The sequence below is a fragment of the Rhodococcus sp. MT28 genome, assembly GCF_058792695.1.
Genome location: NZ_JBXAFD010000007.1, coordinates 79841 through 95028, shown reverse-complemented (window position 1 = coordinate 95028; position 15188 = coordinate 79841). Strand labels below are relative to the sequence as shown.

Genomic DNA, 15188 nt, shown 5'->3' with positions numbered 1-15188 from the left:
GAATGCCGGTCGTCGTCGTCACGGATTCCTCCGCCTGCATCCCGCAGGAGTCGGCCGACGCATGTGGCATTCAGGTTGTTCCGCTCCACGTGCTCCGTGACGGCTGCGACTTGCGAGAGGGCGTCGACGCAATGCCGAGCGACCTGTCGGGAGTGACAACGGCCGGAGCGTCGCCCGCCGAGTTGTCCGAAGCGTATGCACGCGCCCTGGACATGAGCGACGGTGACGGCGTTCTCGCCGTTCACATTTCACGCCAACTGTCGGGAACGTGGGAAGCCGGACGAGTCGCGGCCCAGGAGTTCGGTGGCGCCGTCCGCATCGTCGATTCACAGTCCGCCGGTATGGGTTTGGGATATCCCGTCCTCGAAGCTGCACGCTTGGCCGAGAAGGGCGCTTCACTCGAAGAGGCGTACGGCCGGGCGGTCGACGTAGCGAGCCGTGGGCGCTGCTACATCGTCGTCGACAAACTTGATCAATTGCGTAGGGGAGGACGAATCGGAACCGCGGCCGCACTGCTGGGCACTGCATTGGCGATGAAGCCGATCCTGCATCTGGTGGACGGCAAGCTCGTGCTCGGCGAGAAGACACGTACCACCACCAAAGCTCTTGCACGGTTGGTGGATTCGGCAGTCGAACGCGCCGGTCTCGGTCGTGTGGCGATAGCCGTGCATCACATGCGCGCGCGAGAGCGTGCGGACGGGATAGCAGAACAGTTGGCCGAGCGCATTCCCGACGTAGCGGAATCCGTCGTCACCGACTTCAGTGCGGTTATCGGAGCGCACGTCGGTGTCGGCGCGATCGGTGTTGTGGTGTGCCCGTTGCCGGAGATCGACACGAGCGCCTGATCGTTTCTCCACAATCCGCGAGTTCTCCACAGATACAAATTGTTCGTCGTTGGCGGCGAGGTCTCTCGTTAGCGTCCAGTCATGAGGATCAGCGAGGAGCGCGAGCGGGCGCGTGATCGCCTCGCGGCGATGGACGGCAACTACCGGCGGCGACACGAGGACGTCGACGAATTCGAGGATTCAGGGTCTTTCGAGAGGTCCCCCGAGTGGCTTCGGGACTTCGACGAGGACGACTACGACGCTCAGCCCGACTCGTCACGGTTCGACCGATTGCCCGAACACTGGCGCGGTACACGTTGGCGCCCGAGTCGGTCGGCGACCTGGGTGTTGGCGATCGTTGCAGTTCTGGCCACGGGAATCGGCTTGTTCGCCGTGTGGTGGGATTCTCCGAGCATGCAGGCGGTCCCACCGTTGCCCTCGCCCCAGAATGTCACGGCGAAGAATGTGACTGCCGGCGATGGTGAATCAGCCAGTCCTGTACCGACCGGCGTCGTGGCAGAGCAGCCGCCCGAGGCTGTGGTGGTCAGTGTCGTCGGGCTCGTGCGCACGCCTGGGCTTGTCAATCTTCATTCGGGCTCGCGCATCGCCGACGCTCTTGCTGCGGCAGGTGGCGTGCTCGACGGTGCGGAGACGGTGGGCCTGAATCTGGCTCAGAAACTTGTCGACGGCGATCAGATCGTGGTTGGTGCGGCCGATCAGTCCGGTGGTGTTTCTTCGAGTACCACTGCAGGAGGGACCAGCCCCGCAGCTACGGGGGAATCCGGCGGGGCTGGGCTGGTGAACCTCAATATCGCCACCGAGGCCGAACTGGACGAGCTTCCCGGGGTAGGGCCGGTAACGGCTGCGGCGATCATCTCCTGGCGCACATCCAACGGAAAATTCACGGACATAGAACAATTGGGGGAAGTCGACGGGATCGGCCCGGCAAGGTTGGCCAAATTGCGAGTGCTGGTGTCGGTGTGAACGAACCGGAAGCCTCGCCGGTCCTCGACGCTCGACTGCTTCTGTCGGCGGTCGCGGTGTGGGGGAGCAGTGCGGTGGGGATCCTGTTCGGCCCGGTCGCCGCGTGGGTACTGGCGGTGGCGTGTGCGGTTCCAGCGGCACTCCTCATTTACGTGGTTGTGCGCCGGACATCAGCGGGGTGGGTACGAATCATGTTGGTTGCATTGCTGTTCGGTGCCGGGTGTAGTGCCGTCGGCGGGTGGCGGGCGTCCGAGGCGGAGAGGCACCCACTGACCCGAGCTTCTCTCGAGGGAGCTTGGGTGAGTGTCGAAGTGGAACCCTCGGAGGATCCGCACGTGGTCTCCGGCGCGGTGGGTCAAGGGCAGGTCTTCTTCAGGGCAACCGTCAATTCGGTGACTGCCCAGAACCGCAGGTACTCCGGAGGCGGCTTGGTCACCATCCGGGCGCCCAGTTCGTCGTGGCTCGAAGTTGTTCCAGGGCAGAGCCTCACGGTTCGTGGCCGGGCGAGTCAGCCATGGCGTAGCGATTCCACGCTCGCCGTGATCACGTCCGAAGGGCCTCCCGTCGCGGTGGGAGAAGTGCCCTGGTATCAGCGATGGGCGAGTGTGGTGCGCATTCGTTTCGCGGCTGCGTGCTCGGCTGCACTCCCGCCGGATCAGGCGGGTCTGCTGCCTGGCCTCGTCGTCGGAGACACGTCGGCGCTGTCGCCGGTGGTGAAGGACAACTTCACCGTTGCCGGACTTTCCCATCTCACCGCGGTGTCCGGCGCCAACATCAGCATTCTGCTCGGGGCCGTTCTGCTGTTGGTCAGAGCCGCGGCGCTCAGTCCACGGGTCGGCGCCGCTTTGGCGGTGGTAGCCCTCGTTGCCTTTGTTGTCGTCGCGAGGCCGTCGCCGAGTGTTCTACGCGCGTCGGTGATGGGCTTGGTAGGCCTGCTCAGTCTGGTCACTGGTCGGCGCAAACAGGCGCTGCCTGCGCTTGCCGCCGCCGTCATCGTTCTGGTAGTCGTGAGGCCCGAGCTGGCCGTCGACTGGGGATTTGCGCTGTCGACTACTGCGACGGGCGCGCTGGTGATCATTGCTCCGGTGTGGGTGGACGTGCTTCGCCGAAGAGGCTGGCCCCGTTGGTTTTCGGAGATGACAGCTGTCTCGGGTGCTGCGTTTGTCGTGACTGCACCGTTGGTGGGCGCGATGGCGGGAACCTTCAGCGTGGTCACGATTGCCGCGAACATGGCGGTGGCGCCGGTGATCGGAATCATCACGGTGTTCGGCGCGGTGATTGCCTTGTGTGCGCTGATCTGTCCACCGATCGCGGTGTTCGTCGCGCCATTGGTGCGGCCGCCGATGGGGTGGCTGCTGTGCGTGTCCGAGCGGGCGGCGGCGCTTCCCGGAGCGTCGGTGGTAGTGCCGTCAGGACTCATCGGTGCCCTCGTCGTCGTGGGAGTCCTACTGGCGACGGCCCTGACGCTGTGGAATCGGATTTCGAGACGGGTGCTCGGCGTTCTCGTTCTGGGAGTTGTTCTGGCCCTGATCTTTCAGCACGTGTTCGGGGGTGGCCGTATTGCTCCGGGGTGGGCACTGGTGATGTGCGACGTCGGTCAGGGGGACGGTCTTGTGCTCTCGACTGGAGACGGCAGGGTGATCGTGATCGATGTCGGTCCTGATCCCACGTCGATGGATCGTTGCCTGAACATGTTGGACGTCAACGACATCGCGTTGCTGATGATCAGTCATTTTCATGCCGATCACATCGGTGGATTGGAAGCAGTCCTGAGTGGGCGTTCGGTCGCTGCGGTCGGAGTCGGGTCGATGTTGTTGCCGGAGTCAGGTTTTCGAGCGATGAAGGATGCCGCCGACTCGCAGGCCGTTCCGGTTGTCTCGTTGCTCGCAGGTATGGAGTTGACGCTGGGATCGGTGAACGTGGAGGTTCTCGGACCGTTGCTTCCGGCTCCCCGCGATACGGGGGACGGCGCGGACGCCGCGAACGATCAGTCGCTGGTGGTGATGGCGCACACGGGCGCGGGTCGAATTCTGTTGACGGGCGACGCCGAAGTTGCGGGGGAGGAGGCCATCCTCCGATCGGGTACGGATGTGAAGGCCGATGTGTTGAAGCTGCCCCATCACGGTTCTCGGACCACGTCGTCGGCATTTCTGGAAGCGGTGCGTCCGAGGTTGACGATGATCAGCGTCGGCGTCGGCAACAGTTCCGGGCACCCGAATGCGGAGGTTCTCGATGAACTGGATTCATTGGGCGGGGCGGTGGTTCGGACCGACGTCGACGGCACCGTCGCTGTGTACGGCGGGGGCGGCGGGTCTGTGTCGATCGTGTCGGTTCCTCGTGGGACCATCGTCGGGTGAGTAATCCGTCTGGAGTCGATCCGCTGCATCTTGTTCTCGGGGACGACGAGTTCCTGATCGACCGCACGGTATCGCAGCTCATCAGAGCTGTCCGCGGTGACCGCGGCCAGGGTATTTCGGATCTCCCGGTGACCAAGATGCGTGCGGGCGACACCAATGCTCCCGAGTTGGCCGAGTTGCTCAGCCCTTCTCTTTTTGCCGAAGACCGTGTGATCGTCTTGGAATCGGCTGCAGAAGCAGGCAAAGATGCCGTAGCGCTTGTCCTGGAGGCTGCACGCGAGCCGGCAGAAGGTGTGGTTCTGATCGTCGTGCACTCGGGCGGCGGTCGCGCGAAAGCGTTGGCGCCGGCCCTCGAGAAGCTCGGCGCGACGGTTCACAACTGCGGAAAACTGAACAAGAGTCAGCTTGTCGACTTCGTCCGGGGTGAGTTTCGGACCGCAGACGTCAGGGTTGCGCCAGATGCGATCGCCGCGATGATCGAAAGCGTCGGCTCCAACCTCCGCGAACTCGCGTCGGCCTGCTCGCAATTGGCGGCAGATACGGGCGGCAAGATCGACGTCGATGCGGTCCACAAGTATTACTCGGGCAAGGCCGAGGTTTCCGGATTCGACGTGGCCGACAAAGTCATCGTCGGCGATACCCGGGGTGCGCTCGAGGCGCTCCGATGGGCAGATCAGATCGGAACAGCCCATGTTCTGCTCGCGGATGCCCTCGCCGACGCAGTCCACACCATCGCGAAGGTCGGCCCGTTTGCACGGGGCGGTGACCCGTTCCGGTTGGCGTCGGATCTCGGAATGCCGCCGTGGAAGGTCAAGAAGGCGATCAAGGAGGTCGGCGGGTGGGATCCCACGTCGATCGGCGCTGCGATGCAGATCGTCGCCGCCCTCAATGCCGACGTGAAGGGTGCCGCAGTCGACTCGTCCTTCGCCCTGGAGATGGCAGTGCGGAAAGTGTGCGCGTTGCGGAAGAACTGAGTACAACGTGGCCTACTGCGCGTCCGGCCAGAAGTAGTCCGACGACAGTGGCGGCCGTGGCCTCACCCGCCCGGTAGTCGAGGCGTTTCACGCAGGCTTGCTCCAACTGAGTATGCGGAATGGCCTGAGGCCGTGTCGTTGGTTCACCTGTTCTGATGTCGGTCACCCGTAGTGAGTCGTGCGACACCGGATTCACCACACTGCCGCAGACAATGGTTTCTTGTCCGATGCTGTCCACCGGCACCTTCACGGTGGTGAGTAGCGCTCGTCCAACGGCGAGAAACGCCAGAATCGCAACGAGTGAACACATCACGCCGAAGAAGATCCGGAATTCGCTACGTTGCCTGCGCTTACACCATCCGTAGCTTGCGGCACCTCCGACGACTGCAACCGTCAATGATTCCCACCAACGAGGGATTCCCAGGGCGGCCCCTACGCCGAAAGCGACGACCGCCCAGAAGACAGTCGTGAACAACCAGCTTCGAGGGCGCTTCCCGTGCCCGTTGATCGCCATCATCAGATGGTTGCAGCCCGCTCCACATATTCGCTGAAAGACATGGATGGCGGGTCTTCGCACTGACCCGATTGAATACGCAAAATAGCCGCCTGGTCTTTCGACCTGGCGGCTATCGAGACGAACCAGTATGACGGCGAACCGTCACAGTGGAAACGTCAGAGCTTGTTGGCAGCCTGCGAGAGTGCAGACTTCTTGTTGGCAGCCTGGTTGGCGTGAATGACGCCCTTGCTGGCTGCCTTGTCGAGCTTGCGGCTGGTGGAGACGAGGAGCTCGTTGGCCTTGTCCTTGTCACCGGCTGCCGCAGCCTCGCGGAATGAACGGATCGCGGTACGCAGCGAGGACTTCACCGACTGGTTACGGAGTCGGGCCGCCTCGTTGGTACGGATTCGCTTCACCTGGGACTTGATGTTGGCCACGCGTAAAATCCTTGTCGTCTTTAGCTGGTTACGGTCGAGAAAGCTGTGGGCGCACTGATGCACCGACTGGCAAGATTACCAGCCGAGGGCCCAAGAACCCAAACCGTCGCACGTTGCGTCTGTCGAGAAGGGTACACCGAGCGCCCGATTGCTCGCCGCGCTGCCGAATAGCCCCACTTGTAGCAGCATGTTGCCCTATGACGCCGCCGCCTTCGAAAAGTTCGAGTAAAACAGGTTCGACCACCACCCGAGCGCGTCCTGCCGCAGTGTTCGACGGATATTCAGACATCGGTCGCTACGAGTTGGCTTTCGACGAGATGTTCGAGCCCGACGGCTCGGTGCGTGGTCCGTACAAGGGTGTGTACAAAGCCCTGGCGCCGACGAGCAGCGCCGACCTCGCCGCGCGTGCCGACGCACTCGGACGCGCATTCATCGACCAAGGTGTGACGTTCTCGCTGTCCGGGCAGGAACGACCCTTCCCGTTGGATCTGGTGCCACGCGTCATCGCCGCCCAGGAGTGGTCGCGGCTGGAAAAGGGCATCAAACAGCGGGTGAAGGCGCTCGAGTTGTTTCTCGCGGACATTTACGGCGAGCAGCGAATCCTGCGCGATCACGTGTTGCCGCGCCGCCTGGTCACCTCGTGTGAGCACTTCCACCGTGAAGCGGCAGGCATCGTGCCGCCCAACGGTGTGCGAATTCACGTCGCGGGTATCGACCTGGTCCGAGACGAGGCGGGAGAGTTCCGAGTTCTCGAGGACAATCTGCGATCTCCGTCCGGTGTCTCCTATGTGATGGAAAACCGTCGCACCATGACTCGGGTGTTCCCGGATCTGTTCATGTCCCACAAGGTGCGGGCGGTCGGTGATTACGCAACACACCTGCTGAGGGCGCTGCGTGCGGGTGCTGCACTCAACGAAGCGGACCCGACAGTGGTTGTTCTCACACCGGGTATCGCCAATTCCGCCTATTTCGAGCATTCGTTGCTCGCTCGTCAGATGGGTGTGGAACTCGTCGAAGGTCGCGACCTGTTCTGCCGCGACAACATGGTGTACATGCGCACGACGGAAGGCGAGCGCCAGGTCGACGTCATCTATCGGCGCATCGACGACGAGTATCTCGACCCGATGCACTTCCGTCCGGATTCGATTCTCGGCGTCGCAGGCCTACTGAATGCGGCGCGGGCGGGCAACGTGGTGATCTCGAGCGCCGTCGGCAACGGAGTCGGTGACGACAAACTCGTCTATACCTACGTTCCGCAGATCATCGACTACTACCTCGGTGAGAAGCCGCTCTTGCAGAACGTCGACACGTTCCGCTGTTGGTTGGACGAGGAGTGCGAGCAAGTCCTCGACCGCGTCGCCGAACTGGTCATCAAGCCGGTGGAAGGGTCCGGCGGCTACGGAATCGTCTTCGGACCCGACGCGAGCCCCAAGGAACTGGCCGCGATCACCCGCAAGATCAAGGCAGACCCGCGCGGGTGGATTGCGCAGCCACTCGTGCAGTTGTCCACGGTGCCGACCAAGATCGACGATGTTCTCTCGCCGCGCCACGTGGACTTGCGGCCCTTTGCCGTCAACGACGGTGAGGACGTGTGGGTGTTGCCCGGCGGCCTGACCCGGGTGGCACTTCCGGAAGGTTCGCTGGTGGTCAACTCCAGCCAGGGCGGCGGAAGCAAGGACACGTGGGTGCTTGCGAGTCGCACCTCTGACGAAGACCCAGAGTTGTCAGGCGAGGAACTGGTGTCCGAGCCCCCGGAATCCGCGGAGCCGGTGCAGGGTCCCGAACTGAGCACCTCGCAGCAACAACAGCAGCAGCAACAGTGAACACCTCGGAAGTGCCCAGCTACCAAGAACTATCAGTGAACGGAGCGTGGTGACCGATGCTTGCTCGCAACGCAGAGTCCCTCTACTGGATCGGCCGCTACGTCGAGCGCGCCGACGACACTGCTCGGATCCTCGACGTCGCCGTCCATCAATTGCTCGACGACGCCACCGTCGACCCGGACCGAACGTCGCGTCTGCTCCTGCGTGTCCTCGGCATCGAGGCGCCGGAGGGCAAGCTCGACGTGCGCTCGCTCACCGATCTGGTTGCGTTCAGCCGCAACCAGGTTGGTTCGATCGTGGACTCGCTGGCAAGTGCACGTGAGAATGCTCGCGGGGCGCGTGAGGTCACGTCGAGTGAGATGTGGGAGTGCCTGAACACCACGTACAACGGACTGGCCGAGCGTGAACGTGCCTCACGCAGGCTGGGGCCACACGAGTTCTTCCGCTATGTGGAGGAACGCGCAGCGATGTTCGCGGGCCTGGCGGATTCCACGCTCAGTCGCGACGACGGCTATCGGTTCCTTCTGCTGGGCAGGTCGATCGAACGTGTCGACATGATCGTGCGGATGCTTCTGGCGCGCGCCGGTGACCGCCCGTCGTCGCCGGCATGGGTCAGCGTTCTTCGCTCGGCGGGCGCACATGACACGTATCTGCGTACGTATCGCGGAGCACTCGACGCCAATCGCGTCGTCGAGTTCATCTTGTTGGACAGGCTCTTTCCGCGCTCGGTGTTCCACTCGATCAGGCAGGCCGAGAAGTGCCTGCAGGAGCTCGACCCGCAGCCGGGCAGTCGCGTCGGAATCCGGGCGGAGGCGCCGCGGCTTCTGGGCCGCGCACGCAGCGAACTCGAGTTCCTGCCGCAGGGCGTGTTGCTCGAGGATCTGCAGGGACGGTTGCTCGGTTGGCAGGAGACCTGCCGCGAACTGGGTGAGGCAATTGCATTGCAGTACTTCCACGCTGCGCCGTGGGTCGCGTGGACGGATGCCGGCGCCGCGTATGCGGAGTCGACGGTGGAGGGAGAGCTGTGAGCTGGCGGATGAGGGTCGTGCACACCACGGGATATGCGTACGACGCCCCGGTGACGTCGTCGTACAACGAAGCGCGATTGACACCTCGCGGCGACACCAGGCAGACGGTGATACTCACGCGCGTCGAAACCCAGCCGGCAACGCGTTCCTACCGATACACCGATTACTGGGGCACCGCGGTGACCGCCTTCGACTTGCACGCCCCGCATACGGAACTCGAAGTGACCGGACTGTCGGTGGTCGAGACGGAACCGTTCGTTCAGCCCGAGGAAACCGTCGACTGGGATGAATTGTCGGGAAACGCGATTAAAGATCGATTCAACGAACAACTGAGTTTCACGAGATATGTTCCGCGTGATCGTAAGCTGGCGACAATTGCCAAGGAATTGCGCAAAGATAAATCACCTGAAGATGCAGTAGTGGCTGCGTCGCAATGGGTTTACGGTGAAATGTCATATGTGCCGGGTACGACCGGAGTGCATACGTCGGCGGTCGAGGCGTGGTCGGCACGGAAAGGCGTCTGCCAGGACTATGCGCATCTGACCTTGGTATTGCTTCGAACGATGGGGATACCGTGTCGATACGTTTCCGGCTATCTCCACCCCAAACGTGATGCGGCAGTCGGGGACACGGTGGTCGGCGAATCGCACGCGTGGATCGAAGCGTGGACCGGCGCGTGGTGGGGATACGACCCGACCAATGCGATAGCTGTGAATGAACAGCATGTCTCGGTCGGAATAGGAAGGGACTATTCGGATGTGCCGCCTTTGAAGGGAATCTTTTCCGGTGGACGCTCCACAGATCTCGAAGTTGTTGTGGAGATCACCAGGCTTGCGTAAAGTCCGGCAAATCTAGGCGCGTGAGCATTACTACCGTTCGATGAGAAGAAGGTGGGAATATGTCTCCAACTGCACAGGAATTGACTGAGATCGAACCGATCTCGGATGTGAAGAAGTATGCGGCCGAAGCGGTGGGAACATTTGTGCTCGTGTTCTCCGCAGTCGGAACTGCCGTCTTTGCAGGTGCGAAAGTCGGCAATCTCGGAGTTGCCTTCGCATTCGGCCTGACCCTGCTGTTCCTCGTATATGCGATCGGACCGATTTCCGGTTGCCACGTCAACCCAGCAGTGACTCTCGGCCAATTCGTGATCGGGCGAATCTCAGCCGTCAATGCGGCGATTTACGTTGTCGCGCAAGTGATCGGCGGCTTGGTCGCAGGCGTCGTGATCTACACGGTGGCCAACAGTCTCCCGGCGTACAACCGTGCTGCTGACGGTTTGGGTGCAAACGGTTGGGGCGCACACAGTCCGTCTGCCGAGAAGAATCTTCTCGGAAAGGTGGTTTCCGACGGTTACGGCATCGGTGCCGCGATGATCATCGAGATTCTCCTGACCGCTCTGCTCGTGTTCGTCGTTCTCGCGTCGACCGACCAGATCTCCGACGTGCCGCTCGCCGGGGTGTCCATCGGCTTCACCCTGGCCGTCATTCACCTGATCTCGATCCCGATCGACAACACCTCCGTCAACCCCGCTCGAAGCCTCGCTGTCGCACCGTTCCAGGACGGTGCACTAGGTCAAGTGTGGTTGTTCATCGTGTTCCCGCTCATCGGCGGTGCGCTCGGTGCACTCATCTATCGAGCACTCTTCGGACGGTTCAACCGTATGGACAGCTGATCGACACTGTTTCCATCGTCCGGGTCGGCTTCAGCTCCAGCTGAAGTCGGCCCGAAGTTTTGCCGCGACCGCGTCGAACTTCTTGTGATCCATGACGGCGCCCTCGCGCCGGATCCCGCTCTCGGGAACGTCGAGCACCCGGTCGAGCCGGACCCAGCTGGGCCTTCCCTCGCCGTCCCATGGACCCGAACCGATTGCGAGCCAATCGCGCTCACCCTCGCGTTTACTCTGCGAAGACAACATCAGGCCGAGCAGCGTGTCGCCGTCGCGGCCGACAACCAGCACCGGGCGGTCTTTGCCCTGGGTCGGATCCTCCTCGTAGGCAACCCAGGTCCAGACGATTTCGCCCGGATCGGCCTTGCCGTCGAGGTCGGGGGAGTACTCGACCTTGCGGGCGCGATGTGCGGTCGGAGACGTTCGCGCGGCGATCGGGCGGCCGGTCGGACCCGGCTTCGAGGCAGACGACTGGGACGTGGACGACTGCAGCTGGCGCAGCAACGCAGGGCCCTTCTCCACCGCGAGGGCGCCGAGGGTTCTGCCGATCTGCTTCCACATGCTTGCCATAGCGTTCGAGCATAATCACCCACCCGTGGGAACCCCTGGTACGGCGGCGCCGAGACTTGGATATCCTGAGGGTTGACAGTGGCCCGGATCCGGGCCGGTGCCGGTCCGACTAAGGGGTCTCCCATCAGCAGCTTCGCCGACAAGACGTTCACGGATCCTGCGCAGATCCGGAACTTCTGCATCATCGCGCACATCGACCACGGTAAGTCGACGCTGGCAGATCGCATGCTTCAGCTCACCGGTGTGGTCGAAGAGCGGGCGATGCGTGCGCAGTACCTGGACCGTATGGACATCGAGCGTGAACGCGGCATCACCATCAAGGCTCAGAACGTTCGTCTGCCCTGGACCGTCGACGGCGAAGAGTTCGTCCTCCACCTCATCGACACACCCGGCCACGTCGACTTCACGTACGAGGTCTCCCGTGCGCTCGAAGCATGCGAGGGCGCAATTCTGCTGGTCGACGCTGCTCAGGGCATCGAAGCTCAGACGCTGGCGAACCTCTACCTGGCGATGGAGAAGGATCTCAAGATCATTCCCGTCCTCAACAAGATCGACCTCCCGGCCGCGGATCCCGACCGCTATGCCGAAGAGATCGCGCACATCACGGGCTGCGAGCCCGGTGATGTCCTGCGCGTCTCGGGTAAGACCGGCATGGGCGTCAAGGAACTGCTCGACGAGGTCATCAAGCAGGTACCTGCGCCTGTCGGCGATGCTGACGGTCCCGCCCGCGCGATGATCTTCGACTCCGTCTACGACGCCTACCGCGGCGTGGTCACCTACGTGCGTGTGGTCGACGGTCGGATCCGTCCCCGCGAGAAGATCACGATGATGTCCACGGGCACCACACACGAACTGCTCGAGGTCGGCATCATCTCGCCCGAGCCGAAGGCCAGTATCGGTCTGGGCGTCGGCGAGGTGGGCTACCTCATCACGGGTGTGAAGGATGTCCGCCAGTCGCGCGTCGGTGACACCGTCACCACCACCCGCAACGGCGCGACCGAACCGCTGGTCGGCTACCGCGATCCCAAGCCGATGGTCTACTCGGGCCTCTACCCGATGGACGGCTCGGACTACCCCGTGCTGCGCGATGCCCTCGACAAGCTCCGTCTCAACGACGCGGCGCTGGCGTATGAACCCGAGACGTCGGTTGCCCTCGGATTCGGCTTCCGCTGCGGCTTCCTCGGCCTGCTCCACATGGAGATCACCCGCGACCGCCTCGAGCGTGAGTTCGGCCTCGAACTGATTTCCACCGCGCCCAACGTCGTCTACCGCGTCGTGATGGAGGACGGGGCCGAGGTCATCGTCACCAACCCGTCGTACTGGCCGGAAGGCAAGGTTCGCGAGGTCTACGAGCCCGTCGCCAAATGCACCGTCATCGCCCCGAGTGAGTACGTCGGCGCCATCATGGAGCTGTGCCAGTCCCGTCGCGGTGAGCTCGGCGGCATGGACTACCTCTCCGAGACTCGCGTCGAACTGCGCTACGAACTGCCCATGGGCGAGATCATGTTCGACTTCTTCGACGCCCTCAAGTCCCGCACCAAGGGTTATGCCAGCCTCGATTACGAGGAGGCCGGTGAGCAGCAGGCCGATCTGGTGAAGGTCGACATCCTGCTGCAGGGCGAGGCCGTCGACGCGTTCTCCTCGATCGTGCACCGTTCCAACGCCGGCGCTTACGGCGGACGCATGACGTCGAAGCTTCGTGAGCTGATTCCTCGCCAGCAGTTCGAGGTTCCGATCCAGGCCGCGATCGGCGCGAAGATCATCTCGCGCGAGAACATTCGCGCAATCCGCAAGGACGTTCTCGCCAAGTGCTACGGCGGCGACATCAGCCGTAAGCGCAAGCTGCTCGAGAAGCAGAAGGAAGGCAAGAAGCGCATGAAGACCATCGGTCGCGTCGAGGTGCCGCAGGAAGCATTCGTGGCGGCCCTGACGTCGGAATCGGTCGGCGAGAAGCCCAAGAAGTAGGAGCGCATGGTCACCACCTGGTTGTCCCGAGAGTTCGGAATCGAAATCCCGGTTCTCGGGGCGCCCATGGGTGGGCGCGCGGGCGGCGCGCTCGCCGGAGCTGTATCGGCGGCCGGCGGGTTGGGTCTGCTCGGCGCGGCTCGGTACAACACACCGGAGTGGATCGAGGGCGAAGCCGAGGTGGCCCGGTCGATCGGCGGAAAATTCGGCGTCGGCCTGATGACGTGGTCGCTGCCCGAGAACGAGTTGATGCTCGACGCCGCGATTGCCGTCGAGCCGACCATGATCACCTTGTCGTTCGGTGATCCCGCCTCGTATGTCGGACGAATCCACGATGCGGGCATTCCCGTTGTGTCACAGATCAATACGCTCGAAGACCTTCGCATTGTCGAGGCCGCGGGTGTCGACGGCGTGATCGCGCAAGGCGGTGAGGCAGGCGGTCACACGGGCCGAATCGGAACCTTGCCGCTGCTGCAGGAGATCCTCGAAACGACATCACTTCCAGTACTGGCGGCCGGCGGAATCGGGACCGGCCGCGGTTTGGCCGCAGTCCTGGCGGCCGGCGGGGAAGGCGTGATGATCGGAACGGCGCTGCTCGCCAGCCCGGAGACGGTCGGGCCGGACTATGCCCGCGAGCGCGTCGTCGAAGCCGGAAGTGCCGACACGATTTACACCTCGGTGTTCGACCGAGCGCGCAGTCAACCGTGGCCGCAGCGGTGGGGTGGCCGCGCGGTGGCCAACGAGTTCACTGCCGCCTGGCACGGAGTCGACGCCGATGAGGAAATGCTGGCAAAGGCGTACGACCCGTCGGATCCCCACAGCGGAGTCGTCTACGCCGGAGAAGCTGTCGGACTCGTACACGGAACCCATCCGGCCGGCGACGTGGTTCGACGCATCGGCGCCGATGCGGAGCGTCTGCTCTCTCGTTTCGCCTGAAAGCAAGGTCGGACACAGCCGGGTCCCATATGAGAAGGTAAGCCTCTGCTAACTAGTGGAGGAGTATTTTCGTGCGTGCGATGAAGTTTTCGGCGGTGGCTCTCTTGGGAGCGCTGGTCGTAGGTATCAGCGGATGTTCGTCCTCGGACGCCGACGAGACCGCGGGCGGTCGGGTCACCACGATCGACCACAAGTTCGGCGCCACCACGATCACCGGGACGCCGACGCGCATCGTCGCGGCCGACACCCAGTGGCTCGACGCTCTGCTCGAACTCGGAATCCAGCCGGTGGGGTACCTGGCTGCCGGCCCGATGGGCGACGAGCGTGGTCTGTTCCCGTGGGAGAGTGGCGTGGACGCGTCGGCGAAGGAACTCGATCGCTCGGCGATCCAGCAGTTCGGTGTCCCGCTCAAAGCTGAAGAAATTGCAGCCTTGGATCCCGATCTGATTCTCGGCGGGTTCTCCGTCGCCGATCAGGACGATTTCGACCAGTTGAGCAAGATCGCTCCGACAATTGCCGGTCTGTCCGACGTCCAGGTCGATCCGTGGCAGGACCAGGTGGAGATTCTCGGCCGGGTTCTCGACAAGGAGTCGCGAGCCGACGAGATCGTCGAGGCGACAAACGGGCAGATCGATGCGCTCGCACAGCGGTTGCCGGGGCTGAAGGGTAAGACCGCTCTTTTGTCGCAGTACGTCTTCCCGACGTCGCAGTTGGTGATCGTCGCTGATCCCAAGGACGGTGCTTCGGGACTGTTCACGCGTCTGGGAATGTCGTTGCCGCCCAAGCTGGTCGACGAGGCCGGTGTGACCGGTGGCCGGCTGATACTCAGCCCGGAACGGGTCGACGCTCTCAGCGCCGACGTCGTGGTGCTGCTGCCCAACGGCGGGTCGCTCGACGACATGATGAAGCTGCCGGGGTTTGCCGACCTGCCTGCAGTCAAGGGTGGCGGATTGGCCATCGTCGACTATCCGACTGTTGCCGGCCTGAACACTCCGTCGTCGCTGTCGCTGAAGTACTCGCTCGAATCGATCACGCCGCAGCTCGAAGCGGTGGCCGGCTAGACCTGCTGTGGGGCCTTTGTGACCCAGGGGGGGTGGGAGAGGGGGAGAGGGGGGGGGTGGGGGGGGG

The 15188-nt window shown here is 63.3% G+C and carries 13 protein-coding genes; 11 read left to right on the top strand and 2 right to left on the bottom strand.

The window, feature by feature from the left end; all coding sequences use genetic code 11:
- Nucleotides 1-2 precede the first annotated feature (2 nt).
- The 4 genes from AC1Q6C_RS25360 (at nt 3) to holA (ending at nt 5139) form a co-directional block, all read left to right on the top strand.
- Entirely contained in the window at nt 3-845 is an 843-nt protein-coding gene (locus AC1Q6C_RS25360; RefSeq protein WP_054826980.1) for a DegV family protein, read from the top strand.
- Nucleotides 846-926: 81 nt separating this feature from the next.
- Nucleotides 927-1808 carry a ComEA family DNA-binding protein gene (locus AC1Q6C_RS25355; RefSeq protein ID WP_116056537.1) on the top strand — a complete coding sequence of 294 codons (882 nt, stop codon included), beginning with the start codon at nt 927-929 and terminating at the stop codon, nt 1806-1808.
- Nucleotides 1805-4165, top strand: a complete 2361-nt coding sequence (locus AC1Q6C_RS25350; RefSeq protein WP_492666872.1) for a ComEC/Rec2 family competence protein — start codon at nt 1805-1807, stop codon at nt 4163-4165. Before AC1Q6C_RS25355 ends, AC1Q6C_RS25350 begins: the two co-directional genes overlap by 4 nt.
- Nucleotides 4162-5139: a DNA polymerase III subunit delta gene (holA, locus tag AC1Q6C_RS25345; RefSeq protein ID WP_003944476.1), complete on the top strand. Its 978-nt coding sequence runs from the start codon at nt 4162-4164 to the stop codon at nt 5137-5139. Before AC1Q6C_RS25350 ends, holA begins: the two co-directional genes overlap by 4 nt.
- A 672-nt stretch (nt 5140-5811) precedes the next feature.
- Here holA and rpsT read toward each other — a convergent pair.
- Nucleotides 5812-6072 (bottom strand): 30S ribosomal protein S20, encoded by a 261-nt coding sequence (rpsT, locus tag AC1Q6C_RS25340; protein WP_003944567.1) that lies wholly within the window; start codon nt 6070-6072, stop codon nt 5812-5814.
- 197 nt (nt 6073-6269) lie between these two features.
- Here rpsT and AC1Q6C_RS25335 point away from each other — a divergent pair, with 197 nt between their 5' ends.
- The 4 genes from AC1Q6C_RS25335 to AC1Q6C_RS25320 are packed head-to-tail and all read left to right on the top strand — an operon-like array spanning nt 6270 to nt 10595.
- Nucleotides 6270-7895 (top strand): circularly permuted type 2 ATP-grasp protein, encoded by a 1626-nt coding sequence (locus AC1Q6C_RS25335; protein WP_003944471.1) that lies wholly within the window; start codon nt 6270-6272, stop codon nt 7893-7895.
- A 56-nt stretch (nt 7896-7951) separates the two neighbouring features.
- Complete coding sequence (locus AC1Q6C_RS25330) at nt 7952-8923, top strand: alpha-E domain-containing protein (RefSeq protein ID WP_003944483.1); 972 nt, start codon at nt 7952-7954, stop codon at nt 8921-8923.
- Nucleotides 8924-8931: 8 nt separating this feature from the next.
- On the top strand, nt 8932-9762 hold the full coding sequence (locus AC1Q6C_RS25325) for a transglutaminase family protein (RefSeq protein WP_007731033.1): 831 nt from the start codon (nt 8932-8934) through the stop codon (nt 9760-9762).
- A 59-nt stretch (nt 9763-9821) separates the two neighbouring features.
- Nucleotides 9822-10595: an aquaporin gene (locus AC1Q6C_RS25320; protein WP_030536621.1), complete on the top strand. Its 774-nt coding sequence runs from the start codon at nt 9822-9824 to the stop codon at nt 10593-10595.
- 30 nt (nt 10596-10625) lie between these two features.
- On the opposite strand, the gene AC1Q6C_RS25315 is transcribed toward AC1Q6C_RS25320, so the two are convergent.
- Nucleotides 10626-11159: a type II toxin-antitoxin system PemK/MazF family toxin gene (locus AC1Q6C_RS25315; RefSeq protein ID WP_007731034.1), complete on the bottom strand. Its 534-nt coding sequence runs from the start codon at nt 11157-11159 to the stop codon at nt 10626-10628.
- 72 nt (nt 11160-11231) lie between these two features.
- Between AC1Q6C_RS25315 and lepA the strand changes: the two genes are divergently transcribed.
- From lepA to AC1Q6C_RS25300, 3 genes are all read left to right on the top strand, one after another.
- The gene (gene lepA / locus AC1Q6C_RS25310; protein WP_003944564.1) at nt 11232-13124 is read left to right on the top strand and encodes a translation elongation factor 4; all 1893 of its coding nucleotides are present in this window, start codon (nt 11232-11234) and stop codon (nt 13122-13124) included.
- A gap of 6 nt (nt 13125-13130) precedes the next feature.
- A complete protein-coding gene (locus AC1Q6C_RS25305; RefSeq protein ID WP_230358820.1) occupies nt 13131-14060 on the top strand; it encodes an NAD(P)H-dependent flavin oxidoreductase in 930 nt (309 codons plus the stop codon).
- 80 nt (nt 14061-14140) lie between these two features.
- Entirely contained in the window at nt 14141-15121 is a 981-nt protein-coding gene (locus tag AC1Q6C_RS25300; RefSeq protein WP_230359918.1) for an ABC transporter substrate-binding protein, read from the top strand.
- Nucleotides 15122-15188 lie beyond the last annotated feature (67 nt).